We start from the raw sequence: 24,223 nt of genomic DNA, 5'->3' as shown, positions 1-24,223 counted from the left end.
CAAGTTTCATAGTCTCCGGCCCATCCGACCTGGGCTATGGCTTGATCTCACATGCATCTCGTGCGGCGGACTTGTCGAAGTCGGTCCATCCTTGTGCAGAGTAGACCTTTCGAGGTCCATGCTGCTGATCAAACCAACTGGACGTCCTCGCCTCTGAGGGCGTTGCCACCCCGACGAGATCGAGCAGAGTCTGCGGCACGCCGTTGGCAACCTTGGGCCGGGTTCGCGAGTCCGATAGCGCGGACAGTCGGTCGCCGATCCGCAGCTTGGCTTTGGCGCTCGACCAGATCAATGCTGGCACGATGAACGAGTGACTTGATGCTCGCGTGATGCTCTTCGCGTTGCATTGCTCGTCGAACACATCCTGACCGTGATCAGAGATGTACATCACCACTGCCGCATCCCCCTTGTGATCGACTGCTTCAATAACTTGAGACAGAAGCGAGTCTGTGTACTGGATGCTGTTGTCGTAGGCGTTGCTGATCTGTGCCGCGAGCGAGGTGTTTTGCTTGATGCCGTCCTGTGCGGGAACGGTCGTCAACGAGGGGCGGTAAATGTCGAAGGAAGACGGGTAGCGATGCGAAAAATCAAAATGGCTGCCAAGCGTATGCAACACGATGAATTTTCTGCCCTCGGTATCCAGCCTTCGGCGCAATGGCGCAAGCAACGCTTCGTCGTAGGTTCCACGAGCGTCGTAGCTTGTCGGGTTGAGGTAGATCGCCTCGTCCGCATCGCCAGCGTACATCGCGATAGGGCTCTCGTAGAAGCCTCCCACACCTTGATTCGACAACCAGGAGGTTCGGTAGCCCACTTGTTTCAGCGCCGCCAGGATGGATGGCTCCGCACTGAGGGCAACTTTGCCATCGCTCGTCAGCACCGGCCGCCGGGAGATAAGGTTGGGCACGGCATATCGCGTAGCGACCGATTGCGTAGCCACGTCGGGGAAAAGGATCAGGTCGCTCATCGACGTTAGCCTTGGCGTGGTCTTGCGCCCATAACCAAAAAGCTGCCATCGATCGGAGCGCGAGGACTCTCCGATCACCAGCACGACCGTGTCTGGATGCGAGTCGGCAAGCTTCGGCTCGAAGTCGAAGTCGTTCAGTTTTGCTCTGAGTTGTCGGATTACCGATGCGTCCCGGTGCACCCAGATCGCCGACAGCGGCAGGTCAAGCGGATAGACCGTGGCAAAGACTGCTGCCATGCTGCCAGCCCTGTTTGCGAAGGGTTCCGTCGCAGCGTTCGCGTCACCCATTTCCGCATGAGACAGCATCAACGCGGTCAAGATGGTCGGAACAGCGAACAAGACCCATCGGCGCGAACGATGTGTCCATTTGGATCGCCTGCGATAAAGATGACGCCCTAAAACAATGGCGGCGCCGACAAACAGCACGGCCGGAAGCAACGCGGTCCATCCTGCAGACACCAGGAACTCGGACGCTTCGCGTACGTCCGTATCCATTGCCATGCCGACGAAAGTCGGCGTCACTGACTGCGCAAAGTTCAGACGCAAAAAGACTTCGAGTGGCCACCAAAGCGAACACACGGCCACCACGACAAGCCCCATCCAAAGGCGGGGCACGACCGCGAAAACCAGCGCCCAGATGCAGATTGCATAAGCAATGTTCTCTGAGTGCGACGCCTCGAGAATATTGGCGGCGCTGCGTACGAGAATGAAGTTCGGGGCTACTAGAGCTAGTACCAACAAAGGAAGAAAAAAGGGAGCAATACGCTCACCTCCTCTTCTGAACCCCATTGGCTTCGGCAGCCATCGCACTCGCCAATTCATCCTCTCATAGTGGGCAGGCAGTGCTCACATATTTGGGCTCAATGTTGGCAGCACGACAATTCCAGCTTCCGTTTGTTTGCCTCGTCCAAGTGATTGTGCCGGCCGTTGGTGCTTGCAAAGGCCTTCCTGCAGCATTGCCAAAGGTGGCCACGATGGTCGAAACGTCCTTAGCAGAAAGGCTTACTTCGGGGACACCGCTGCCCGCAGTGGCCCACTTGGCAGCGATTGCGGGCGCTGCATTTCCGGCAGTTGCCTGTAGGTTTGACCCAGTGGCCTGCGGGTCGCAATTCCCGGCGGTCGCCTGCTCGCCCACCGTCACTTTGCCACTCACCAGACACAACTCAATCGCAGCCTTCAATGCACCGGCTTCTGCAACGACGCGTTGGACATGTGACTTGAAGACATAGGTCTGGTACTGGGGAACTGCGATCGCCGCAAGGCTCCCAATGATCGCCACGACGACCATCAACTCGATCAAAGTGAAGCCGCGCGACGTCGATCTCTTCATGTTGCTCTGCCCTCAAAAAAAAGCCGCCCGAAGGCGGCTTTTGCGGGATCAGCCCAAACTATTAAGTAGAAGCCTTCGGGCAAGCTGGGGTGTTGTACTTGGCATCGGCAGTGCTGACGCACGACCAGGTACCGTCGACAGCGCGGCTCCAGGTAATCGTGCTGCCAGAAATGGCTTGAGCAGCAGAGTTGCCCAGAGTGCCGACAATCGTCGATGCAGTGGTTGCAGTGCCCAACGTGATCTGCGGATAGCCATTCACCTTGGCGGTAGCGGCGGGCGAGCTACCTTGAGCGCCACCCGTCAGCATGGTCGAGGCGGTCGCGCCCGGATCGCAATCAGGTTCGGTGCCAATGGTTGTCTTACCGTCGAGCAGGCAAGTGTCGACCTTCGTCTTCAGCGCTCCGACTTCAGCAACCGCGCGAGTGACTTGGGACTTAGCAACGTAGGTTTGGTATTGCGGAATCGCGATAGCAGCCAAGATACCAATGATCGCCACAACGATCATCAATTCAATAAGGGTGAAACCCTTTTGCACATTGCGTGCGATGGAACGACGGTTCATTCACTAACTCCAGGTTGGTTGGTTGTCACGCCCGGGAACCTGCCCGGAGCGAGAGAACTTCCGCAGCATCTGTGCCACCCTCCAAACCAACCTTCTGTCGACCGAACACGTCACCTTTGTTTACCAACGTGTAACACGATGCGACACATTTTGTGTCTGGATGCTTCTTGCATGACAAATATGTCAACCGGCAAGGTCTGCCAATGCATCAGAAAGTCAACACCCCATCCGCCTTCAACCACCGGATATCCCGGTGCGCCATCCCCTCCACCTGATGCTCTCCCAGCGCCTCGATCTGGCTCATGATTTCGTCGGTTTCCGCCGGCTTGGTATGGGTGATGTAGATCGGAAACTGCTTCGCCGGGTCGATCCGCGCCAGCTCGCCCGCCAGCATCACCGGTGACAAATGCAAGCTGCGCTCGGCCAGCGCCTGCTCCCTGTTGCTGAAGGCCGTCTCTATCACCAGCATCGCCACATCCAGCGCGTTGACCCGGTCCCAGAACGGCGGGTTGCGCTCGGTGTCACCGCTGAAAACCCAGTTCGCTCCGCCGGAAGCCCGCCGCACGGCAAAGCCGCAGGCCGGCACGGTGTGCACGGCCGGCAGCACCTCGATCGACTTGGGCGCACAGCTGCCCAGCTGCAGCATCTGCCCCACCTCGATGTCGTGAAAGCTCACGAACGGCGCTTCAGGGCTGGGAATGCTCTCGAAATCGGGCCAGATGACGTTGTTGAACACGTGAGCGCGCAGCGCTTCGATGGTGGCGCGCAGCGCATGCACGCGCAGCGGTTTGGAGCGGCGGCTGCCGATGGCGTCGAGCATCAGGGGCAGGGCGGCGATGTGGTCGAGGTGGCAGTGCGTCAGAACCACGTCGTCGATGGCGGCCATTTCTTCGAGCGAGAGGTCGCCCACGCCGGTGCCCGCATCGACGAGCAGGTCGGTGTCGACCAGGAACGAGGTGGTGCGGCAGTCTTTGGCAATGGCGCCTGAGCAACCCAGCACACGAACCTGCATTGTGAAAGACCCCTTGTGTGTGTCTGTCGTCATTTGGTTTCGAACCGGGTTGCGCCGTCCCAGTTCGGATCCTGGGGTCGCAACGCCATGGAGGCTAAACGCTGGGCGTAGAGCTGGTAAAGGACTTTTTTGGCATCCGCGGCGAGCAAGGGGGCCAGCAAGTTCCGGCCCACGGCCCAGTCCTGGCGGCGGTAGGCGGCGAGCACGGCGCCCCAGCGCTCGAGCATCGGCTGGGCCTGTTTTTCGGCTTCGGGCGTGCGCTCGGCCAGGGGGGTGAACACGGCGACGGCCTGCGCCTTGCCCTTGACGCGCACGCTGTCGAGCTCCTGCCAGACGTAGCCGGGCGCCAGTTCCTGGGTGGCGCCGCTGGCGACGATCTCCACCCCGTAGTGGCCGCTCAGGCCTTCGAGGCGCGACGCGAGATTGACCGCGTCGCCGACGACGGTGTAGCTGCGCCGCGCGGCCGAGCCCATGTCGCCCACGCTCATGACGCCGCTGTTGATGCCGATGCCCACGCTGATCTCCGGGCGGCCGCCGGCGCGGTTGGCGCTGTTGATGTCGCGCACGGCATCGGCCATGCCGAGCGCGGCGCGCACGGCCAATGCGGCGTGGTCGGGCGCGTCGATTGGCGCGCCCCAGAAGGCCATGACGCAGTCGCCCATGTATTTGTCGACGGTGCCGCGGTGCGCGCTGATCACGTCGGTGAGCCGGCTGAACACGGTGTTGAGGAAGGCCTGGAGCTGCGCCGGGGTCATCTGCTCCGACAGGCGGGTGAAGTCGCGCATGTCGCAGAACATCACGGTCATCTGCTTGCTTTCGGCGCGCATGCTGTAGCGGTCCGGCTGGACCAGCATTTCGTCGACCAGCTGCGGCGGAACATAGGTGCCGAAGAGCCGCACCAGCCCGCGCCGCGCGCGCGATTCGACGAAGTAGCCCCAGCTCATGCTGAGCACGAAAGCCAGCATGGTCATGGCAAGGGCTGACGCAAGCGGCAGCACGAGGCCGTACCCCACGAAGAGCCAGGAATTGAGCCCGACCAGCGCGGCAACGGTTGCCGCGACCAGCAGCACCGCGCGCGGCGCCGACATCAGCGACAGGCCGAAGGCCAGCAGCAGCCCCGTCACCAGCACGCTCAGCACTTCGTAGCCCGGCGCATAGTCCGGCACGCTGAACAGCCGCTGGTCGAGCAGGCCGGAGACGACGTTGGCGTGCACTTCCACGCCCGGGAACGCGGCTTCGACGGGGGTGGCGCGCAGGTCCTGCAGGCCCGGCGCGGTGGCCCCGACGAGCACGATCTTTCCTTTCAGCTCGCCAGGGGCGAGGCGTCCTTCGAGCACGTCGGCGGCCGGGATGTAGCGGAACGATCCGCCGCCAGCGCCGCCCGGGCCACGAAACGGCACCTCCATGCTGGCGCTCTGGTCCACCGGCACGCGCAACTGGCCGATCCGCAGCGATTCGAGCCGCGGCACGGCGCCGCCGGAGGCAAAGGCCGGACGCACGGGCGGCAAGCCGTTCGCCAGCCGGTAGACCGCGAGCGCGAGCGACTCGTAGTAGCCGGGCTGGGCCTGGTCGCCCTGATAGCGGGCAATGAGGGGCACGCTGCGGATCACGCCGTCGCCCTGTGCGCCGACCAGTGTGTTCAGGAAGCCCGCGGTGGGCGCGGCCTTGGCGAGCGCCGGCAGGCTGGCGCCGAAGCCGTTCCAGCTGGAAGCGTAGATGCCGCCGGCGGGAAACGCGTCGACCGGCAGCAGGGGCGCGTCGGGCAATTGCCCCTTGGTGCCGGGCTTGCCGGTCCGCGTGAAGTAGTAGCCGAGCGCCACCGGCCGGCCTTCCAGCGACCTGGCGAGGGTGGCGTCGTGATCCAGCGCGGGGGCGAGCCGCTCGATCTCGTCAGCGAGCCCCTGCATGCCGCGAAGGGGGCCGGCTGCCATTGCCCGCAGCCTATCGAGGCCGGAACTCCGGTCGGGCTCGAGGAACATGACGTCGAAGCCCAGCACCGCCGCCTGCTGGCGGTCCAGCAGCTCGGTGGTGAGGCCGGCGATCTTGTCGCGCGCCCAGGGCCACTGCCCCTGGCGCGCGAGGCTGGCGTCGTCGACATCGACGATCACCACGCGCGGGTCGAGCGTGCGCGGCATGGTCGCGCGCAGGCGGATGTCGTAGATCAGGCGGTCGAGGCGCTCGAGCGCGCTGAGCGGCCACGCGCCGGTGGCGTGCGCCAGCGCCAGCAGCAGCGGCAGCAGGCTGATGACGATGCGCGGCCAGTGCCGCCGCAGCACGCTCACGGCGCGCCGTCCGTACGGTTCACGCCGCCACGAAACCCGGGGGGAAAGGAATCAGACCCGCACGAACTGCATGCGCGCGGTGCCGCCAAGCTCGAGCACGTCGCGCTCCTGCAGGGCGACTGCCTCGGTGCCAAGTTGCAGGCCGTTGAGCGTGACGTTGCCTTCGACGCCCGCCGCCACGTAGCCTTGCCGCCGGCGCGTGACGACAGCCACGGCAACACCGGGCTTGCCGATGGTGGTGACGACCTTTTGCAGTGCGACGTCCTGGCCTTCGTTGGGGCCGGCCAGCACCCGCAGCACCGGGATGCCAAGCTCGACGAGCGCGCCCGATTCCGTGGGCGCCGAAGACAGCGGCGTGGCCGGCGAATATTCGCCCACGGGATTGCGCACGGAACCGGGGCCGACGGCCAGGTTGCTGCGGGCCCGGAAATGGATGCGGCAACCTCCGACCTCGATGACGTCGTTGTCCTTGAGCGCCTGCTTCTGGATGGCGAGCGCATTGACGTAGGTGCCGTTGGTGCTGTTGAGATCTTCAATTTCGACGTCGCCATCGCTCATGTGCAGCACCGCGTGCTCGCCGCTGACTGCCAGGTTGTCGATCACGATGTCGTTGTAGGCGCGACGTCCCAGCGTCGTGCGTTCCTTGGCGAGCGCCACTTGCCCGATGACAACGCCATCGACCGAAATGATCATCTTCGGCATTGCCGACTCCCCGATTGCAAAGCTTGAATGACTGCAAGCGCAGCGGTGGGGTACCGCTGGGGCCTGCTACTTGGCTGCGCGAGGCGCTTGCGCAACGCCTGCTCTTGCCAGAACAACCGAAATATTGTCCCTGCCGCCATTCTCGTTGGCAATTGCAACCAAAAGCGAAGCTTTTTTCTGAAGCCCGACATCGTGTTCTAGAAGCGTGAAAAGCTGCTCATCGGAAATCATCTCGCTCAGTCCGTCGGAGCAAAGCATATAGAGATCGCCCGGCCTTGCGCTGTGCTCATGCATTTCCAGCAGGACCTGGGCCTCCACGCCGACCGCCCGGGTCACGAGATTGCGGGTTGGCGAATTGAGCGCTTCCTCGGGGGTGATGGCACCCGCGTCGAGCTGCTGCTGGCGCAGCGAATGGTCACGCGTGAGCAGTTCGAGCTTGTTGTTGCGCACCCGGTAGCAGCGCGAATCTCCGATGTGCCCGACCACCACGCGCTGCGGCCGGAAGGCCGCCAGCACCAGCGTCGTTCCCATGCCCTGCAGTTCGGGGTTGGTGGTGCCGGCTTGCAGGATGGCGCTGTTGGCCTCGTCGGTGGCGGCCTGCAGCGCACGCCGTACCACGCGGGCCGGCGCCTGCATGCCGGCCTGGGCGAACCAGCGGCCGAAGCTGGCGTGCAGCAGCGAGACAGCCATGGCGCTCGCCACCTCGCCGCCCTTGTAACCGCCCATGCCATCGGCCAGCAGGGCCAGCCCCAGCGCGGAATCCACATGTACGGCGTCTTCGTTGTGGGCGCGCAGCCTGCCGACATCGGTCAGTGCTGCGAACTCCCAAGTCAGCGGTGGACGGGTGGAGAACAGGGAGACGCCGACACTCGCCATGGTTTGTCAGCGCAGACTTCGCGAAATCAGTGAGCAGCGGCGTGCGCGCGCCGTTGCATCAAGCGGCCCGCGGCCACGACAAACACCGCACCGGCCGCAGCCGCTGCATAGTGCAACCAGGGATTGGCCGCCAGCACGTCACGCAGGGCGACGTCGCTCACGATGGTCTCGCCGCCGACCCAGCCGATCAGCGCGGCGCCCAGCATGACGATGATCGGGAAGCGTTCCATGAGCTTGATCATGAGGGTACTGCCGAAAATCACCAACGGAATGCTGATGGCCAGGCCCAGGATCAGCAGGACCATGCTGCCCTGCGCGGCGGCCGCGACGGCAATCACGTTGTCCAGGCTCATCACCAGGTCGGCCAGGAGGATGGTGCGCACGGCAGCCATCATGCTGCCGTATTCCTTGGACTCGCCGTCGTCCTCGTCGTCCTCGCTGAGCAGCTGCATGCCGATCCACAGCAGCAGCATGCCGCCGATGATCTGCAGGTAAGGCAGCGCCAGCAGCTTGGCCGCCACCACCGTCAGCACGATGCGCAGCACCACGGCCGCACCCGAACCGAACAGGACGGCCTTTTTCTGCTGCGCAGGCGGCAACGAGCGCGCCGCCATCGCAATCACCACCGCGTTGTCGCCCGACAAGATGATGTTGATCCAGACGATCTTGAGCAGACCTAACCAGAAGTCCGTGCTTTGAAGAATTTCCATGTCTCTGATCCCACTGTGTTTTATTGAAAAAAGCGCCCGCAATCCAGTGCGGGCGCTTTTTAATTTCTGCGTGGTCCTCGCATGACCCGGCTCTGCGGCCGGTGTCTAGGGGCCGTTTCTTACAGCTTGGCCTTGAGCAGCTTGGCCAGTTCCGAGAAGTTGCGCGTCACGGTGAAGCCGCATTCTTCCATGATGGCGAGCTTGGCATCGGCCGTGTCGGCGCCGCCGGAGATCAGCGCGCCGGCGTGGCCCATGCGCTTGCCGGGAGGGGCAGTGACACCGGCGATGAAGCCGACGACCGGCTTCTTCATGTTGTCCTTGCACCAGCGGGCTGCGTCAGCCTCGTCCGGGCCGCCGATTTCGCCGATCATGATGACCGCGTCGGTGTCCGGATCGTCGTTGAAAGCCTTCATCACGTCGATGTGCTTCAGGCCGTTGATCGGGTCGCCGCCGATGCCGACCGCCGACGATTGGCCCAGGCCGATTTCCGTCAGTTGAGCCACGGCTTCGTACGTCAGCGTGCCCGAGCGCGAGACCACGCCGATGCGGCCCTTGCGGTGGATGTGGCCGGGCATGATGCCGATCTTGATTTCGTCGGGCGTGATCAGGCCGGGGCAGTTCGGGCCCAGCAGCAGCGTCTTCTTGCCGCCGGCGGCTTCCTTGGCCTTCATCTTGTTGCGCACTTCGAGCATGTCGCGCACCGGAATGCCTTCGGTGATGCAGATCGCCAGGTCCAGGTCGGCTTCGACGGCTTCCCAGATGGCGGCCGCGGCGCCTGCCGGCGGCACGTAGATCACCGACACGGTGGCGCCGGTCTGCGTGGCGGCTTCCTTGACCGAGCCGAAGATCGGGATGTTGAAGATCGACTCGCCGGCCTTCTTCGGGTTCACGCCCGCCACGAAGGCGTTCTTGCCGTTCGCGTATTCCTGGCACTTCTCGGTGTGGAATTGACCGGTCTTGCCGGTGATGCCTTGCGTGATGACTTTGGTGTCTTTGTTGATATAGATCGACATGACTTGTTCCTTAGGCCTTCTTGACTGCTGCCACGACCTTCTGGGCCGCTTCCGCCATGGTGTCGGCGCTGATGATCGGCAGGCCCGAATCGGCCAGCAGCTTCTTGCCTTCGACTTCGTTGGTGCCCTTCATGCGCACGACCAGCGGCACTTGCAGGTTCACGGCCTTGCAGGCCGCGATCACGCCGGTGGCGATGGTGTCGCACTTCATGATGCCGCCGAAGATGTTCACGAGGATGGCTTCCACGTTCTTGTTCTTCAGCATGATCTTGAAGGCTTCGGTGACCTTCTCGGGGGTGGCGCCGCCGCCCACGTCCAGGAAGTTGGCCGGCTCGCCGCCGAACAGCTTGATGGTGTCCATGGTGGCCATGGCCAGGCCGGCACCGTTCACCAGGCAGCCGATGTTGCCGTCCAGCGAGATGTAGGCGAGGTCGAACTTCGAGGCTTCGACTTCGGCCGCGTCTTCTTCGTCGAGGTCGCGCAGGGCCACGATTTCGGGGTGGCGGAACAGCGCGTTGCTGTCGAAGTTGAACTTGGCGTCCAGGGCGACGATGTTGCCCTTGCTGTCACGGTTGAGCGGGTTGATCTCGACCAGCGAGGCGTCCGTCTCCATGTAGCAGGTGTAGAGCTTCTTGAAGATGTCCACGGCTTGCGCGGTGGAGTCGGCCGGAATGCCGATGCCGTCGGCGATCTGCTTGGCCTGTTCGTCGGTCAGGCCCAGGGCCGGGTCCGCGAACACGGTGATGATCTTCTCGGGCGAGGAGTGAGCCACTTCCTCGATGTCCATGCCGCCTTCGCTCGAAGCGATGAACGCCACCTTCTGGGTGGCGCGGTCGGTCACTGCCGAGACGTAGTATTCCTTCTGGATGTCGGCGCCGTCTTCGATGTAGAGGCGGCGGACCTTCTGGCCTTCGGGGCCGGTCTGGTGCGTCTTGAGCTGCATGCCGAGGATCTCGCCGGCGAGCTTCTTGACGTCTTCGATGGTCTTGGCGACCTTGACGCCACCGCCCTTGCCGCGGCCACCCGCGTGGATCTGGGCCTTGACGACCCACACCGGGCCTCCAAGTTTCTGGGCGGCTTCCACCGCCTCCTGGACCGTATAGGCCGGGATGCCGCGCGGCACCGGCACGCCGAACTTGGCAAGGATTTCCTTGCCTTGGTACTCGTGAATCTTCATGAGGGATGTCTCTCGGAAGGAGGAGGTTGAGAACGGGAGATCTGGGGTGAGAGTGTTTCTGCTCTGTTGCTCGCGGGCGACGGCAGCCTGACGGCTGGGGGCGGCGAACAACCGCGGACTGTATCATGGTGCGCCGCACCAATACTGTACGTGGGGTTGCGGTCAATACGTACTTTCTTCTAGCTACCCCGGGCAAACTCCATCATGGCCAAGGTTTTCATCGACGGCGAAGCCGGTACCACCGGCCTGCAAATCCGCGAACGGCTCCAGACGATGCCGCAGGTCGAACTCGTGAGCATCGCTCCCGAACTGCGAAAAGACGCCAATGCCAAGCGGGACCTGATGGCAGGCGTCGACCTGGTGGTGCTGTGCCTGCACGACGACGCGGCGCGCGAATCGGTTGCGCTGATCGACCAGCTGCCGGGCAGGAAGCCCAAGATCATCGACGCCTCCACGGCGCACCGCATCGCTCCCGGCTGGGTGTTCGGCTTTCCCGAACTCACCAAAGGCCACTGGCAGGCCGTGGCGAAGGCCGATCGCGTCGGCAACCCCGGCTGCTACGCCACCGGCGCCATCGCGATGGTGCGCCCCCTGGTAGACGCTGGCCTGCTGCCCGCCGATTTCCCGATTTCGCTGCCCTCCGTGAGCGGCTACTCGGGCGGCGGCCGGACCATGATCGAGGCCTACGAAAAGGGCGAGGCCCCGCTGTTCGAGATCTACGCGCTGGGCCTGAAGCACAAGCACATCCCCGAAATCATGACCTACACCGGCCTCACACGCCGGCCGGTGTTCATCCCGTCGGTGGGCAATTTCAAGCAGGGCATGCTGGTGCAGCTGCCGCTGCACCTCGACCTGCTGCCCGGCAAGCCGAAGGCCGGCGACCTGCAGGACGCCCTGGCCGCGCACTATGCCCGGAGCAACACGCCCGAGCAGTTCGTGAAGGTGCTGCCGCCCACGGAAGACGGCAAGCTCGAAGCGCTGGCGCTCAACGACACCAACAACCTCGAGATCCGGGTGTTCCCGAATGAAGATCACCGCCACGCCGTGGTCATCGCGCGCCTGGACAACCTCGGCAAGGGCGCCAGCGGCGCCGCGGTGCAGAACCTGAAGCTGATGCTGGCGCTCTGAGCGCCAGCCGCGCGCTCGTCAGTTCACCAGCCAGAGCCCCACGCCCAGCAGGGCCGCGTGCGCGCCCAGCGCGATGTAAAGCGGCTTGCGCGAGGGCGTGGCCATGTCCTGCAGCGCCTCGTTGATGCGGCGCGTGAGCACAGCGCGCAGCGCGGGGTCTTCGCCCGCGGCAGGGGCGCCATGCTCGGCGCGACTCTGCTGCCATTCGGCCAGCATCTCGCTCATCGGCAGGCGGTTCAGCACGAAAGCCACCACCGAGCGCACCGCCCTGCCCTCGCCCAGCACCGGCGCGAGCTGCTTGCTCAAGGCATCGACCGACAGCCAGTCCGCCGCGCGATGCAGAACGCCCTGCGTGCGCGGCATCGCCTCGATGCGACCGGCGATGCCGCCTGCCAGCCGCTGCGACACGGCCTCCCCGCGCGCCGCGACCAGATGCTGCATCGCACGCGCGCGCCCCTGGTGCACGCCCAGCATCACGTAGACGACCACGAACAGCAGCAGCAACAGCGCCACCAGCAGCGGCGGCGAGGTGACGAGCGCCACCAGCGCGCCGACGCCGCCGGCACGCGCGGCCACGTTGCCCGGACCCTGCAGCTGGCTCAGATAGAAGAAGAAAACGCCGCCGCCCAGCACGACGCCGAGCAGGCCGCCCTTGATGACGGACCCGGCAAAGGACAGGCCGGCCTTGGCGCCGGTGCGCACCAGAGACTGCTGGCCGACGGGATCAGATGACATGGAAGGCTCCTCCGTAGTTTTGCCACGGATGATGCCACCGCCCCGCCCTGCCTCGCCCTCGCGCTATTCGTTGTCGTTGTAGCCGCTGGCCCCCATCAGCGCCGAAAGCCGCCCGGCGATGTTGCCCACGATGCCGCGCACCTGCACCGCGTCAGGTGCCGACTTCTGGTCGATGCGCTCGATGTACGGCACGTTGATCGACGCGATGACATGGTCGGCCGCCCCCATCACCGGGAACGCGATGTTGGTGATGCCGCGGGTCTGCTTGCTCGGCATGGCCGAGTAGCCGCGCTCGCGCACGTCCTGCAGGATGGCGAAGAGCTCCCCCGGGTCCATCTCCAGCTCGCCTTCCACGCCGATGTGGGCGCGCAGCATGCGGGCGCGGTCGATCTCGTCGCGGAACGCCAGCAGCACGTGGCCCGAGGAGGTGTCCGTCAGCCCCATCACCACGCCCACCTTGAGCCCGAAGGACCAGCGCTCCGGGCTCTCGACCTGCGCGATGACCACCACGCGCCCGCCCTGGTACATGGCCAGGTGGCACGACTGGCGCGAGCGGTTGGCCAGTTCGCGCAGCAGCGGCAGCGCCACGCTCACCAGGCTCTTGAGCGGCTGCTGGCGATGCGCCAGCTCGAACATGCGCAGCGTGAGCGTGTAGCGGTCGTTCTCGTCGACCTGCACGAAGCCGCGCCGCTGCAGGGTCACCGCCATGCGGAAGATCTCGCTGACCTTGCGCCCGACCTTCTGCGCCAGCTCGTTGAGCGTGTAGCCGGAGACGCTGTCGGCCAGCGCCTCCAGGATGTCCAGCCCCTTCTCCAGGGCCGGCGCGGCGTAGCGCAGCGCGCCCTCGCCTTCCGGCGCGGCCTCTTCGTGGCCTTCCCGGCCCTGTTGCTCTTGCGGCGCTGGTGCTGCTTGCTTCATCGTTCCCCGTTCAGTTCGACCATCCACCGTCGATCATATGGATGGCGCCGGTCGTGAAGCCCGACTCGTCGGAAGCCAGGTACACCACCAGCGCGGCGATTTCCTCGGGCTTGCCGACGCGCCCCAGCGGCTGGCGCGCCACGAAGGCGGCGCGCACCGCGGCCTCGTCGGTGCCGGCCTGCTGGGCCTGCGCCGAGATCCGGTCGCGCAGCGAGGGCGACTCCACCGTGCCCGGGCAGATCGCGTTGCAGCGCACGCCCTGCTGGATGAAATCGGCCGCCACCGCCTTGGTCAGCCCGATGACGGCGGCCTTCGAGGCGCCGTACACGAACCGGTTGGGCACGCCCTTCACGCTCGACGCGGCCGAGGCCATGTTGATGATCGAGCCGCCGCGCTCCAGCATCGCCGGCAGGAAGGCGCGGATGGTGCGGTACATGGACTTCGCGTTGAGGTCCATGCTGAAGTCCCAGTCGGCTTCCTCGCAGGCCAGGATGTTGCCGCTGTGCACGAAGCCGGCGCAGTTGAAGAGCACGTCCAGCCGCCCCGTGGTCTGCGCGAAGGCCTGCACCGCGGCGTTGTCGCGCACGTTGAGCGTGGCGGTCTTCAGCCCGGCCAGCCCTTCTTCGCGGGCCAGCGCGGCGAGTTCGGCCAGCGCGGCTTCGTCCACGTCGGTGGCCCACACCGTACCGCCCTCGCGCGCCAGCGCCAGCGCGCTGGCCCGGCCTATGCCCTTGCCGGCGGCGGTGACGAGGATGTTCTTTCCCTGAACGCGAGAAGTCATTGGCGGTGTCCTTTGAGTGATGGTTGCGGCACAAGTGAAATACAAATTTCACTGATGAAATCAAATATACGCGACCTGCAAGCCCCCAAGCCTCCTCAAAAACCCGATCCGACTCGCCGATTCATTGGTAAATACCCTCGAATAGGCGCAAACCCCAGCGTCGGACGATGGTCCCGCTGCTAACCTCATTAATGAAATGTAGTTTTACCTAAGAAAACGAGACATATCCATGGCCCACGCTTCCGATGCCCCGGCTACTTCGCTGCTTCCGCGCCTGCAGGCTTGCTACACGGGCATCCTCCACGACGTGATGCGCGCCGCGGGCCTGCGCGACTTCACGCTGCCGCCCACGCTGCGCCCGCTGATCGCCGGCCAGAAGATGTGCGGCCCGGCCTTCACGGTGAACGGCCGAGTCGACCCCACGGCCGATCCCCACGAGACGCTGATGGCGTGGACCGGGTTTCTCTCGCGCGCCAAGCCGGGCCACATTGCCGTGATCCAGCCGAACGACTCGACCGTCTCTCACATGGGCGAGCTCTCGGCGGAGACGCTGGGCCGCAAGGGCGTGCTGGGCGTGATCGCGGACGGCGGCGTGCGCGACGCCGAATTCATCCTGCAGCAGGGCTTCCAGGTGTGGCACCGCTACTTCACGCCGCGCGACATCGTCGGCTACTGGCTGCCCGACGCGATGGACGTGCCGGTGCGCATCGGTGATGTCACGGTGAACCCCGGCGACCTGCTGCTGGCCGACACCGACGGCGTGATCTGCCTGCCGCTCGCGCAGGCCGAGGCCATCATCACCGAGGCCGAGCACATGATGGGCCGCGAGAACCTCGTGCGCACCGCCATCCTCGCGGGCACCGACCCGCAAGAGGCCTACCTGAAGTACCGCAAGTTCTGAGCGACGGATGCCTACCCCGCAATCCATCGACGCCCGGCTGGTGCTGCTCTCGCCCGGCGACAACTGCCTGATCGCCTGCACCCATCTCGCCGCCGGCACCGCCGTGCAGCTCGAGGGCGGCACCGCCGTGCTGGCCAGGGACATCGGCCTGGGCCACAAGCTCGCGCGCCATGCCATCGCCGCCGGAGAGAAGGTGCTGAAGTACGGCGCCGTCATCGGCAGCCTGCACGCGCCGGTCGCGGCGGGCGAGCACATCCACACGCACAACCTCGACAGCGACTACACGCCGACCTACACGCTGGACGAGGGCAAGACCTTCGTCGGCCACGCCTGAGGCGCCCTCCCCGCATGAACGCTCCCGAATTCCAGATCCGCGGCTTCCCGCGCGCCGACGGCCGCAAGGGCATCCGCAACGTCGTGGTCGTGGCCTACCTGGTCGAATGCGCGCATCACGTGGCGCGCGAGATCACGCTCGACTTCCGCCAGCAGGACGGCGAGTCCGAAGTGCATCTCGTCGGCTTCCCCGGCTGCTATCCGAACGAGTACGCCGAACGCATGATGGAAGCGATTGCCACGCACCCCAACGTGGGTGCGGCGCTGCTGATATCGCTGGGCTGCGAGAGCATGAACAAGCGCAAGCTGGAAGAAGCGGTCGCCGCCTCGGGCCGTCCGGTGCACACGCTCACCATCCAGCAGGAAGGCGGCACGCGCAGCACCATCCGCGAAGGCACGCAATGGGTGCAGTGGGCGCTGGCCGAACTGGCGCAGCAGCAGCGCGTGCCCATGGACCTGAGCGAGCTCGTGGTGGGCACCATCTGCGGCGGCTCCGACGGCACCAGCGGCATCACCGCCAACCCGGCCGTGGGCCGCGCCTTCGATCTGCTGATCGCGCGGGACGCGCGATGCATCTTCGAGGAAACCGGCGAGCTGATCGGCTGCGAGTTCCACATGCAGCGGCGCGCCGCCACGCCCGAGCTCGGCCAGGCCATCGTCGAATGCGTGAACAAGGCCGCGCGCTACTACAGCACCATGGGCCACGGCAGCTTCGCGCCGGGCAACGCCGACGGCGGGCTCTCGACCATCGAGGAGAAATCGCTGGGTGCGTACGCCAAGAGCGGCGCCTCGCCGATCAACGGCATCGTCAAGCCCGGCGACGTACCGCCGCAGGGCGGCCTCTACCTGCTGGACGTGGTGCCCGACGGCGAGCCGCGCTTCGGCTTTCCGAACATCAGCGACAACGCCGAGATCGTCGAGCTCATCGCCTGCGGTGCGCACGTGATCCTGTTCACCACGGGGCGCGGCTCGGTGGTGGGCTCGGCGGTGTCGCCGGTCATCAAGGTCTGCGCGAATCCCGACACCTACCGCCGGCTGCACGAGGACATGGACGTCGATGCCGGTCGCATTCTCGAAGGGCGCGGCACGCTGCAGGAAGTGGGCGAGGAGATCTTCGACGCGGTGCGCCGCGTGGCCGATGGCGCCGCCACCAAGTCCGAAGCGCTGGGGCACCGCGAATTCATCCTGACCTACAAGGCCTTCGAGCCGCTCGGGCCTTCGTGCCTGCCGCTCGCGCGCGCCGCGTAGCCGCGCCTTTTCCTTCCTGTCTTTTTCTTCAATGGACTTACGGAGCCCGACGCATTGAACTACCAGTTCGACTTCATGCCCGTGCTCGAGCAGTGGCCGCTGCTGCTCGAAGGCGCGTGGACGACCGTGCAGCTGTCCTTCCTGGCCACCGTGCTGGGGTTCGCGCTGGGCACCGTCTGCGCGCTGGGCCGCAACAGCCGGCACGGCTGGCTGCGCGGGCTGACGGGCGGCTACGTGGAGGCGATCCGCAACACGCCGCTGCTGATCCAGAGCTATTTCTTGATCTTCGGCCTGTCGAGCGCGGGCGTGACGATGCCGATCATGGTGGGCGCGGTGCTGGCGCTGGTGGTGAACATCGGCGCGTACAGCTGCGAGATCATCCGCGCGGGCATCGAGTCGATCCACAAGGGCCAGCTCGAGGCGGCCGAGTGCCTGGGGCTTTCGAAGCCGCAGGTTTTCTGGCACGTGATCCTGCGCCCGGCGGTGGAGCGCGTGTACCCGGCGCTCGCCAGCCAGTTCGTGCTGCTGATGCTGGCCTCCAGCATCATGTCGTCGATCGGCGCGGAAGAGCTCTTCGGCGTGGCCAACCGCATCCAGTCGGACACCTTCCGCAACTTCGAGATCTTCATCGTGCTGTGGGTGGTGTACCTGGCGCTGTCGTACGCCATGCGCCTGGGCTTCTGGCTGCTCGGCATGGTCGTGTTCCCGCGCCGGCGCAAGCTCGGCACGCCGTTGTGAAGAAGAGGCCCGCGCCATGACATTCATGCCGGCCGAGCACTTCGGCTTTCTCCTGATGGGCGCGTGGGGCACGCTGCAGCTCTCGGCGCTCGCATTCATCGGCGGCGGGCTCATCGGGCTCGCGGTGGCGCTGGCGCGCGTGTCGCCGGTGAAGGCGGTGCGCGTGGCGGCCGCGGGCTACATCCAGATCATTCAGGGCACGCCGCTGCTGGTGCTGATGGGCGTGTGCTTCTTCGGACCCAACATCGCGGGCATCGGCTCCGTGCCCGCGCTGGCGGCGGCGGCGCTGGCCATCACCGTGTACGCCAGCGCCTTCCTCGGGGAGATCTGGCGCGGCTGCATCCAGGCCGTGCCGCGCAGCCAGTGGGAAGCGGCCGAATGCCTGGCGCTCACGCGCATCGAGCGCATGCGCCGCGTGATCCTGCCGCAGGCGCTGCGCATCGCGACGCCGCCCACGGTGGGCTTCCTGGTGCAGATCATCAAGAACACGTCGATCGCGTCGCTGGTGGTCGGCTATGCCGAGCTTTCCTACAACGCCAAGGTGCTGAACAACTCGACCTTCCAGCCCTTCCTGTATTTCGGGTGCGCGGTGGTTCTGTATTTCATTCTTTGCTACCCGCTCTCGCGATGGAGTCGCGCCCTTGAAAGGAAGCTCAATGCAGCCCGTTGTTGAACTCAACGACGTCCACAAGCACTTCGGCAAGCTGCATGTGCTCAAGGGCGTGTCGTTCTCGGTCCAGCGCGGGCAGGTGGTGGCGATCATCGGCCAGAGCGGCTCGGGCAAGAGCACGGCGCTGCGCTGCATCGACCGGCTGGAGACCATCGACAGCGGCACCATCCGGTGCTGCGGCCACGCGGTGCACGACCCCGCCCTGAACCTGCGCGCGCTGCGCAAGGACGTGGGGATCGTGTTCCAGAGCTACAACCTGTTCCCGCACCTCACGGTCAAGCAGAACATCACGCTCGCGCCGCAGTCGGTGAAGAAGATGAGCGGCTCGGAAGCCGGCGCCATCGCCATGGAAGTGCTCGAGCGCGTGGGCCTGGCCGAGAAGGCCGATGCCTACCCCGAGCAGCTCTCCGGCGGCCAGCAGCAGCGCGTGGCCATCGCGCGCTCGCTCGCGATGAAGCCGCAGCTCATGCTGTTCGACGAAGTCACCTCCGCGCTCGACCCGCAGCTCACCGGCGAAGTGCTCAAGGTGATGGAGAAGCTCGCCTCCGAAGGCATGACCATGATCCTCGTCACGCACGAGATGGCCTTCGCGCGCGGCGTGGCCGACAAGGTCATCTACATGCACCAGGGGCTGGTGTGGGAGGAGGGCGACGCCAGCATCCTCGGCAATCCGCAGACGCCCGAGCTGCGCCAGTTCATCGGCACCGGGCTTTGAGCCGCGCGCCACCGACACCCGCTTTCATCAACAACTCCAGGAGACCATCGATGACCCGCTCTTTCCTCGCCCGGCGCCGCGGCGCACTGCTTTCCACGCTCGCACTGGCACTGCCGCTCGCCTTCGCGGGCGGCGCGGCGCATGCCGACCAGCTCGACACCATCACGGCCGCCAAGAAGATCCGCGTGGCCATCGACCTGGCCGTGCCGCCCTATGGCCTGAAGGACGAAAAGCTCAACGCCACCGGCTCCGACGTGGAAACCGCGCGCCTGCTGGCCAAGAGCCTGGGCCTGGAACTGGAGATCGTGCCGACCACCGGCGCCAACCGCATTCCGTTCCTGCAGACCGACAAGGCGGACATCGTGATCTCCAGCATGTCGGTCACGCCCGAGCGCGAGAAGGTGGTCGACTTCTCGGTGCCCTACGCCGCCATCCTGGCCGTGGTGGGCGCGCCCAAGAGCATGAACATCACCGGCCCGGCGGACCTCGCGGGCAAGAAAGTGATCGCCACGCGCGGCACCACCAACGACCAGGAAGTGACGAAGATCCTGCCGGCCGGCGCGCAGATCGTTCGCTTCGACGACGACGCCACCTCCATCACCGCCGTGGTGAGCGGGCAGGCCGACATCTTCGCCACCGCGCCGCCGCTGCTGAAGACCATCAACGACAAGAACCCGGCCAAGCAGATGGAGCCCAAGTTCACCATGAAGGTCAACATGATGGCCATCGGCATGCGCAAGAACGAACCGCGCCTGAAGGCCAGGCTCGACGAGTTCGTGAAGGCGCAGCTCAAGAGCGGCGAGCTCAACACCATCTACAAGAAGTTCCACGGCGCCGACCTGCCGGCCGACGTGACGCGCAACGCAGGCTGATCGCGATGGCGAAGATCGACCAGGTCGAGATCGCGCAGATCGACATCGCGCCGAAGGTCAGGCGCACCGACGCCATCCAGTCCTTCGTGACGCAGGAAACCGTGATGGTCACGGTGCGCTGCGACGACGGCTCGTCGGGCACCGGCTACACGTACACCATCGGCACGGGCGGCTCGTCCATCGTGGCGCTGCTGAACGACCACCTGGCGCCGCGGCTGATCGGGCGCGACCCGCAGCAGTACGAGGCCATCTGGCGCGACCTGTTTTTCCACACGCACGCCACCGCCGTGGGCGCGATCACCAGCCTGTCGCTGGCGGCGATCGACACCGCGCTGTGGGACCGCAACGCGCGGGCGGCAGGCTTGCCGCTGTGGAAGCTGGCCGGCGGCGCGCAGCAGCGCGTGCCGGTCTACACCACCGAAGGCGGCTGGCTTCACATCGAGCCCGCGCAGCTGGTGGAGCAGACACTGGCCGCCAGGGCCGACGGCTTCCTGGGCGCGAAGATCAAGGTCGGCAAGCCGCATGTGGCGCAGGACATCGCGCGCCTGTCGGCCGTGCGCGAAGCGGTCGGCGCGGATTTCGAGCTGATGGTGGATGCCAACCAGAGCTTCACCGTGGCCGAGGCCATCCGCCGTGCGCGCCAGTACGCGCCGCTCGACCTCGCGTGGTTCGAGGAGCCGATGCCGGCCGAGCATGTGCGCGCGCATGCGCAGCTGCTGGCCAGCACCTCGGTGCCGATCGCGGTGGGCGAATCGATGTACCACCCGTCGCAGTTCGCGGAATACATCCAGCAGGGCGCCTGCTCCATCGTTCAGGCCGACGTGGCGCGGGTGGGCGGCATCACGCCGTGGCTGAAGATCGCGCACCTCGCGGAGGCGCACAACATCGCGATGTGCCCGCACTTCCTGATGGAGCTGCACGTGAGCCTGTGCGCCGCCGTGCCGAATGCGCGCTGGGTCGAATACATCCCGCAGCTCGACGACCTGACGACAAGCCGCCTGCGCATCGAGGACGGACATGCGGTGGCGCCGGAAACGCCCGGGCTGGGCATCGAGTGGGACGCCGACCAGTTGAAGGCGCGGCGCAAGTTCACGCCGCTGGTGCTGCGCGGCTGAGCCGGCCGGTCAGTCGGCTTCGATCAGGCTGCGCAGCGACTGCAGGTCGCGCGCGATCCAGCCGGCGTCGCGCTCGAAGGCCGCATCGTCCATGTGCGGCTGTCGCAGCAGCGTGAACTGCAGCTCGCAGGCGTCGGGCCCGACGCCGATCACGCGAAAGGGCAGGTAGACCTCGGGCACGCCTTCGGGCGCGACCCAGTGGTCGAGCACGCCGAAGTCGTTGCGCGGTGCGAAGCGCATGCGGGCGTCGCCGCTCTCGGGCGTGCGCACGATCCAGTGGTCGCCGTGCGGCACCAGCGCGCTCTTCGCAAGGCCGCTGGCCCAGTCGGGCAGGCGCTTCGGATCGGCAGCCAGCACGTAGGCGCGGCGCCATTCGCAGGCCACGCGCTGCGTGATGACGCGGGACTGGACGGCAGCACTGCCTTCATTCGTCGTCGATTTCATCGAAGTCGCTCCTGAGTACCTTGGACACGACGGCGCCCGAGAAACCGCGCGCCATCAGGAATCGCATCTGCTTGGCCCGTTCCTTCGCGTCGGCGGGCGCGGCGTCGAAGCGGCGGCGCCAGAGGGCGGTGGCGCGCTCCACCTCGGTTTCCTGCAGGCCGGCCACCGCTTCGGCGATGGCCTCGGGCGCGATGCCCTTGGCCTGCAGTTCCTGCTTCACCCGCAGCGCGCCGGAGCGGGCCGCGCGCTGGTTGAGCACCGAGGCCACCACGCGCGGCTCGCTGATGAAGTCCTTGGCGGCCAGCTCGTCGAGCGCCTTGGCCAGCGTGCCGGGCTCTTCTTCATGCTTGGCGAGCTTGCGCTCCAGCTCCAGGCGCGAATGCTCGCGCTGGCTCAGCAGGCGCAGTGCGCGGCCTTTGAGGGACGGGGCGTCGAATGCCATGCGGGAACCGCTCGCGCGGCCCGGCAGGGGACCGCGCTCGGGGGCTTGTTACTCGCCCTTGTCCGCCTTCTCGGCCTTGGCGGCCTTCTGCGGCTTCTCGGGCGTGGAGCCGGCATCGGCTGCCAGCAGCGGAATGCCCAGCGACTCGCGCACCTTGTTCTCGATCTCGCGCGACAGCTCGGGGTTCTCGCGCAGGAACTCGCGGGCGTTGTCGCGGCCCTGGCCGATCTTCTCGCCGTTGTAGGCGTACCAGGCGCCCGACTTGTCGACGATCTTGGCGGTCACGCCCATGTCGATGATCTCGCCTTCGCGGCTGATGCCTTCGCCGAACAGGATGTCGAACTCCGCCGTCTTGAACGGGGGCGAGACCTTGTTCTTCACCACCTTCACCTTGGTTTCGTTGCCGATGGCCTCGTCGCCCTTCTTGATGGTGCCGATGCGGCGGATGTCCAGGCGCACCGAGGCGTAGAACTTCAGCGCATTGCCGCCAGTGGTGGTTTCGGGCGAACCGAACATCACGCCGATCTTCATGCGGATCTGGTTGATGAAGATGACCATGCAGTTGGTCTTCTTGATGGTGGCGGTGAGCTTGCGCAGCGCCTGGCTCATCAGGCGGGCCTGCAGGCCGGGCAGCGAGTCGCCCATTTCGCCTTCGATTTCGGCCTTGGGCGTGAGCGCGGCGACCGAGTCGACCACGATCAGGTCCACCGCGCCGGAGCGCACCAGCGAATCGACGATTTCGAGGGCCTGTTCGCCGGTGTCGGGCTGGCTGATCAGCAGGTCGGACAGGTTGACGCCGAGCTTCTGGGCGTATTGCACGTCGAGGGCGTGTTCTGCGTCGACGAAGGCGCAGGTGCCGGCCTGCTTCTGCATGGCGGCGATGACCTGCAGCGTGAGCGTGGTCTTGCCCGAGGATTCAGGGCCGTAGATTTCGATGACGCGGCCGCGCGGCAGGCCGCCGACGCCCAGCGCGATGTCCAGGCCCAGCGAACCGGTGGAGACCACCTGGATGTCTTCCAGCGCCTCGCCTTCGCCGAGCCGCATGATCGTGCCCTTGCCGAACTGCTTTTCGATCTGGGCCAGCGCGGCTTGCAGCGCCTTGGCTTTTTCACTGTTGGCGACCGAGATGCTTGCGCCCTTGACGACTGCGTCCATGTGGAAACTCCTTGAATATCAACGGTTTGTGTCTGGTTTCACCCATCTGCTTTTAACCACAGGCTGGATGCTTGAACAGTAGTGTAGGGGCTGATGCCGCTGCGTAAACCTGTTTTTTGGTCAGTTTGCTTTACCATTCGGCGCATGAGCGAAACCGCCTTTCCGACCGATCCCGACGCCTGGCGGCAGACCCACCTGGGCCGCCTGCTGGGCCACGCCATGCGCCGTTTCGACGAGCGCGTGCTGGAGCTGATGGCGCACGACGTCGACGTGCCGCTGGCGTTGTCGAACCTCGCGGCGCGCGCGCAGGTGAGCGCGGCGCACATCCACATCACCCGGCACCTGGCGCGCGAGGGCTCGCGCCTCACCGAGCTGGCCGAGCGCGCCGGCATGACCAAGCAGGCGATGGGCGCCCTGGTGGACCAGTGCGAGGCCTGGGGCCTGGTCACGCGCGGCCCCGATCCGCTCGACGCGCGGGCCCGGCGCGTGCTGTTCACGGCCGACGGGCTGGCCTGGCTCGACGCCTTCCACGGCGCGGTGACGCAGGCCGAGCGCGAGTTCCGCAGCAGCGTGGGCGACGACATCGCCACCGTGGTAACCATCGGACTGGAAGCCTATACAGCGGGCTAGACTTCGAGGCAGAGACAAACGTCGACGGCGCCGCCGGGCGCCCGACACCCAAACAGGCCGGAGGTGGCGCATATGCGGATTCTGATTGCCGAAGACGACCAGGTGCTGGCCGATGCCCTGCTGCGCAGCCTGCGCACCTCGGGCGCGGCGGTCGACCATGTGGCCAACGGCTCGCAGGCCGACACCGCGCTCATGACCCATGACGAATTCGACCTGCTGATCCTCGACCTCGGGCTGCCCAGCCTGCACGGCATCGAGATCCTCAAGCGCCTGCGCGCGCGCGGTTCGCAGTTGCCGGTGCTCGTGCTCACGGCGGCCGACAGCGTGGAAGAGCGCGTCAAGGGCCTGGACAACGGCGCCGACGACTACATGGCCAAGCCCTTCAGCCTGCAGGAACTCGAGGCCCGCGTGCGCGCCCTCACGCGCCGCGGCATGGGCACAACCAGCAATGCCATCCGCCACGGCCCGCTGGTGTACGACCAGGCCGGCCGCGTGGCCACCATCGACGGCAAGATGATCGAGCTGTCGGCGCGCGAACTCGGCCTGCTCGAAGTGCTGCTGCAGCGCGCCGGCCGGCTGGTGAGCAAGGACCAGCTGGTCGACCGCCTCTGCGAATGGGGCGAGGAGGTGAGCCTCAACGCGATCGAGGTGTACATCCACCGGCTGCGCAAGAAGATCGAGAAGGGCCCGGTGCGCATCGCCACGGTGCGCGGGCTGGGTTACTGCCTCGAGAAGATCCAGAACTGATGCCCCTTTTCATGCGCGAAGCC

Annotated in this window: 27 protein-coding genes; 11 read left to right on the top strand and 16 right to left on the bottom strand. The window is 65.9% G+C overall.

Annotated elements, in window-relative coordinates:
* Positions 1-34: 34 nt before the first annotated feature.
* The 10 genes from C4F17_RS19720 to sucC form a co-directional block, all read right to left on the bottom strand.
* Positions 35-1,753: a phosphoethanolamine transferase gene (locus tag C4F17_RS19720; RefSeq protein WP_234382229.1), complete on the bottom strand. Its 1,719-nt coding sequence runs from the start codon at positions 1,751-1,753 to the stop codon at positions 35-37.
* A gap of 37 nt (positions 1,754-1,790) precedes the next feature.
* Positions 1,791-2,294: a pilin gene (locus C4F17_RS19715; protein ID WP_106936372.1), complete on the bottom strand. Its 504-nt coding sequence runs from the start codon at positions 2,292-2,294 to the stop codon at positions 1,791-1,793.
* Between the two features lie 61 nt (positions 2,295-2,355).
* On the bottom strand, positions 2,356-2,856 hold the full coding sequence (locus C4F17_RS19710; protein ID WP_106936371.1) for a pilin: 501 nt from the start codon (positions 2,854-2,856) through the stop codon (positions 2,356-2,358).
* A 208-nt stretch (positions 2,857-3,064) separates the two neighbouring features.
* Entirely contained in the window at positions 3,065-3,868 is an 804-nt protein-coding gene (locus C4F17_RS19705; RefSeq protein ID WP_106936370.1) for a 3',5'-cyclic-nucleotide phosphodiesterase, read from the bottom strand.
* 29 nt (positions 3,869-3,897) lie between these two features.
* Positions 3,898-6,150 (bottom strand): CHASE2 domain-containing protein, encoded by a 2,253-nt coding sequence (locus tag C4F17_RS19700; protein ID WP_106936369.1) that lies wholly within the window; start codon positions 6,148-6,150, stop codon positions 3,898-3,900.
* 51 nt (positions 6,151-6,201) lie between these two features.
* Positions 6,202-6,852, bottom strand: a complete 651-nt coding sequence (locus C4F17_RS19695) for an FHA domain-containing protein (protein WP_081268722.1) — start codon at positions 6,850-6,852, stop codon at positions 6,202-6,204.
* A gap of 66 nt (positions 6,853-6,918) precedes the next feature.
* A complete protein-coding gene (locus C4F17_RS19690) occupies positions 6,919-7,728 on the bottom strand; it encodes a Stp1/IreP family PP2C-type Ser/Thr phosphatase (protein ID WP_081268721.1) in 810 nt (269 codons plus the stop codon).
* A gap of 26 nt (positions 7,729-7,754) precedes the next feature.
* A complete protein-coding gene (locus C4F17_RS19685) occupies positions 7,755-8,438 on the bottom strand; it encodes a TerC family protein (RefSeq protein ID WP_081268720.1) in 684 nt (227 codons plus the stop codon).
* 119 nt (positions 8,439-8,557) lie between these two features.
* Positions 8,558-9,451: a succinate--CoA ligase subunit alpha gene (sucD, locus tag C4F17_RS19680; protein ID WP_106936368.1), complete on the bottom strand. Its 894-nt coding sequence runs from the start codon at positions 9,449-9,451 to the stop codon at positions 8,558-8,560.
* Positions 9,452-9,461: 10 nt separating this feature from the next.
* On the bottom strand, positions 9,462-10,628 hold the full coding sequence (gene sucC, locus C4F17_RS19675) for an ADP-forming succinate--CoA ligase subunit beta (RefSeq protein WP_081268718.1): 1,167 nt from the start codon (positions 10,626-10,628) through the stop codon (positions 9,462-9,464).
* Positions 10,629-10,832: 204 nt separating this feature from the next.
* Between sucC and argC the strand changes: the two genes are divergently transcribed.
* Complete coding sequence (argC, locus tag C4F17_RS19670; protein ID WP_106936367.1) at positions 10,833-11,756, top strand: N-acetyl-gamma-glutamyl-phosphate reductase; 924 nt, start codon at positions 10,833-10,835, stop codon at positions 11,754-11,756.
* Positions 11,757-11,774: 18 nt separating this feature from the next.
* Here the strand turns inward: argC and C4F17_RS19665 are convergent, their stop codons facing one another.
* The 3 genes from C4F17_RS19665 to C4F17_RS19655 form a co-directional block, all read right to left on the bottom strand.
* The gene (locus tag C4F17_RS19665; RefSeq protein WP_106936366.1) at positions 11,775-12,491 is read right to left on the bottom strand and encodes a hypothetical protein; all 717 of its coding nucleotides are present in this window, start codon (positions 12,489-12,491) and stop codon (positions 11,775-11,777) included.
* 63 nt (positions 12,492-12,554) lie between these two features.
* Positions 12,555-13,409, bottom strand: coding sequence for an IclR family transcriptional regulator (locus tag C4F17_RS19660; protein WP_081268715.1), 855 nt, complete (start codon positions 13,407-13,409; stop codon positions 12,555-12,557).
* A 10-nt stretch (positions 13,410-13,419) separates the two neighbouring features.
* Positions 13,420-14,190, bottom strand: a complete 771-nt coding sequence (locus C4F17_RS19655; protein ID WP_081268714.1) for an SDR family oxidoreductase — start codon at positions 14,188-14,190, stop codon at positions 13,420-13,422.
* Positions 14,191-14,419: 229 nt separating this feature from the next.
* On the opposite strand from C4F17_RS19655, the gene C4F17_RS19650 reads away from it, so the two are divergent.
* Genes C4F17_RS19650 through C4F17_RS19615 form a run of 8 tightly spaced genes read left to right on the top strand, consistent with a single transcriptional unit; the run spans position 14,420 to position 20,782 of the window.
* Positions 14,420-15,091: an RraA family protein gene (locus tag C4F17_RS19650; RefSeq protein WP_106936365.1), complete on the top strand. Its 672-nt coding sequence runs from the start codon at positions 14,420-14,422 to the stop codon at positions 15,089-15,091.
* A 7-nt stretch (positions 15,092-15,098) separates the two neighbouring features.
* Positions 15,099-15,425 (top strand): UxaA family hydrolase, encoded by a 327-nt coding sequence (locus C4F17_RS19645; protein ID WP_081268712.1) that lies wholly within the window; start codon positions 15,099-15,101, stop codon positions 15,423-15,425.
* 14 nt (positions 15,426-15,439) lie between these two features.
* Entirely contained in the window at positions 15,440-16,672 is a 1,233-nt protein-coding gene (locus C4F17_RS19640; RefSeq protein WP_106936364.1) for a UxaA family hydrolase, read from the top strand.
* Between the two features lie 54 nt (positions 16,673-16,726).
* Complete coding sequence (locus tag C4F17_RS19635; protein ID WP_106936363.1) at positions 16,727-17,410, top strand: amino acid ABC transporter permease; 684 nt, start codon at positions 16,727-16,729, stop codon at positions 17,408-17,410.
* A 25-nt stretch (positions 17,411-17,435) separates the two neighbouring features.
* Entirely contained in the window at positions 17,436-18,083 is a 648-nt protein-coding gene (locus C4F17_RS19630; RefSeq protein WP_106936362.1) for an amino acid ABC transporter permease, read from the top strand.
* Positions 18,067-18,795, top strand: coding sequence for an amino acid ABC transporter ATP-binding protein (locus C4F17_RS19625; protein ID WP_081268709.1), 729 nt, complete (start codon positions 18,067-18,069; stop codon positions 18,793-18,795). Before C4F17_RS19630 ends, C4F17_RS19625 begins: the two co-directional genes overlap by 17 nt.
* A gap of 50 nt (positions 18,796-18,845) precedes the next feature.
* A complete protein-coding gene (locus tag C4F17_RS19620) occupies positions 18,846-19,667 on the top strand; it encodes a transporter substrate-binding domain-containing protein (RefSeq protein ID WP_106936361.1) in 822 nt (273 codons plus the stop codon).
* A 5-nt stretch (positions 19,668-19,672) separates the two neighbouring features.
* Entirely contained in the window at positions 19,673-20,782 is a 1,110-nt protein-coding gene (locus tag C4F17_RS19615; RefSeq protein ID WP_106936360.1) for a mandelate racemase/muconate lactonizing enzyme family protein, read from the top strand.
* A 9-nt stretch (positions 20,783-20,791) separates the two neighbouring features.
* Here the strand turns inward: C4F17_RS19615 and C4F17_RS19610 are convergent, their stop codons facing one another.
* From C4F17_RS19610 to recA, 3 genes are read right to left on the bottom strand one after another with little or no spacing between them, the layout of a single operon-like run.
* A complete protein-coding gene (locus C4F17_RS19610; RefSeq protein WP_081268706.1) occupies positions 20,792-21,226 on the bottom strand; it encodes a polyketide cyclase in 435 nt (144 codons plus the stop codon).
* On the bottom strand, positions 21,207-21,668 hold the full coding sequence (recX, locus tag C4F17_RS19605; RefSeq protein ID WP_081268705.1) for a recombination regulator RecX: 462 nt from the start codon (positions 21,666-21,668) through the stop codon (positions 21,207-21,209). Before recX ends, C4F17_RS19610 begins: the two co-directional genes overlap by 20 nt.
* Before the next feature lie 48 nt (positions 21,669-21,716).
* The gene (gene recA / locus C4F17_RS19600; protein ID WP_081268704.1) at positions 21,717-22,823 is read right to left on the bottom strand and encodes a recombinase RecA; all 1,107 of its coding nucleotides are present in this window, start codon (positions 22,821-22,823) and stop codon (positions 21,717-21,719) included.
* A 144-nt stretch (positions 22,824-22,967) separates the two neighbouring features.
* Here recA and C4F17_RS19595 point away from each other — a divergent pair, with 144 nt between their 5' ends.
* Entirely contained in the window at positions 22,968-23,453 is a 486-nt protein-coding gene (locus tag C4F17_RS19595; protein WP_106936359.1) for a MarR family winged helix-turn-helix transcriptional regulator, read from the top strand.
* Positions 23,454-23,525: 72 nt separating this feature from the next.
* The gene (locus C4F17_RS19590; RefSeq protein WP_081268702.1) at positions 23,526-24,200 is read left to right on the top strand and encodes a response regulator transcription factor; all 675 of its coding nucleotides are present in this window, start codon (positions 23,526-23,528) and stop codon (positions 24,198-24,200) included.
* The last annotated feature ends 23 nt before the right edge of the window (positions 24,201-24,223 follow it).

It is taken from the genome of Variovorax sp. PMC12, from assembly GCF_003019815.1.
In the GTDB taxonomy this organism is placed as follows: Bacteria; Pseudomonadota; Gammaproteobacteria; order Burkholderiales; family Burkholderiaceae_C; genus Variovorax.
This window is presented reverse-complemented; position numbering and strand designations above follow the sequence as displayed.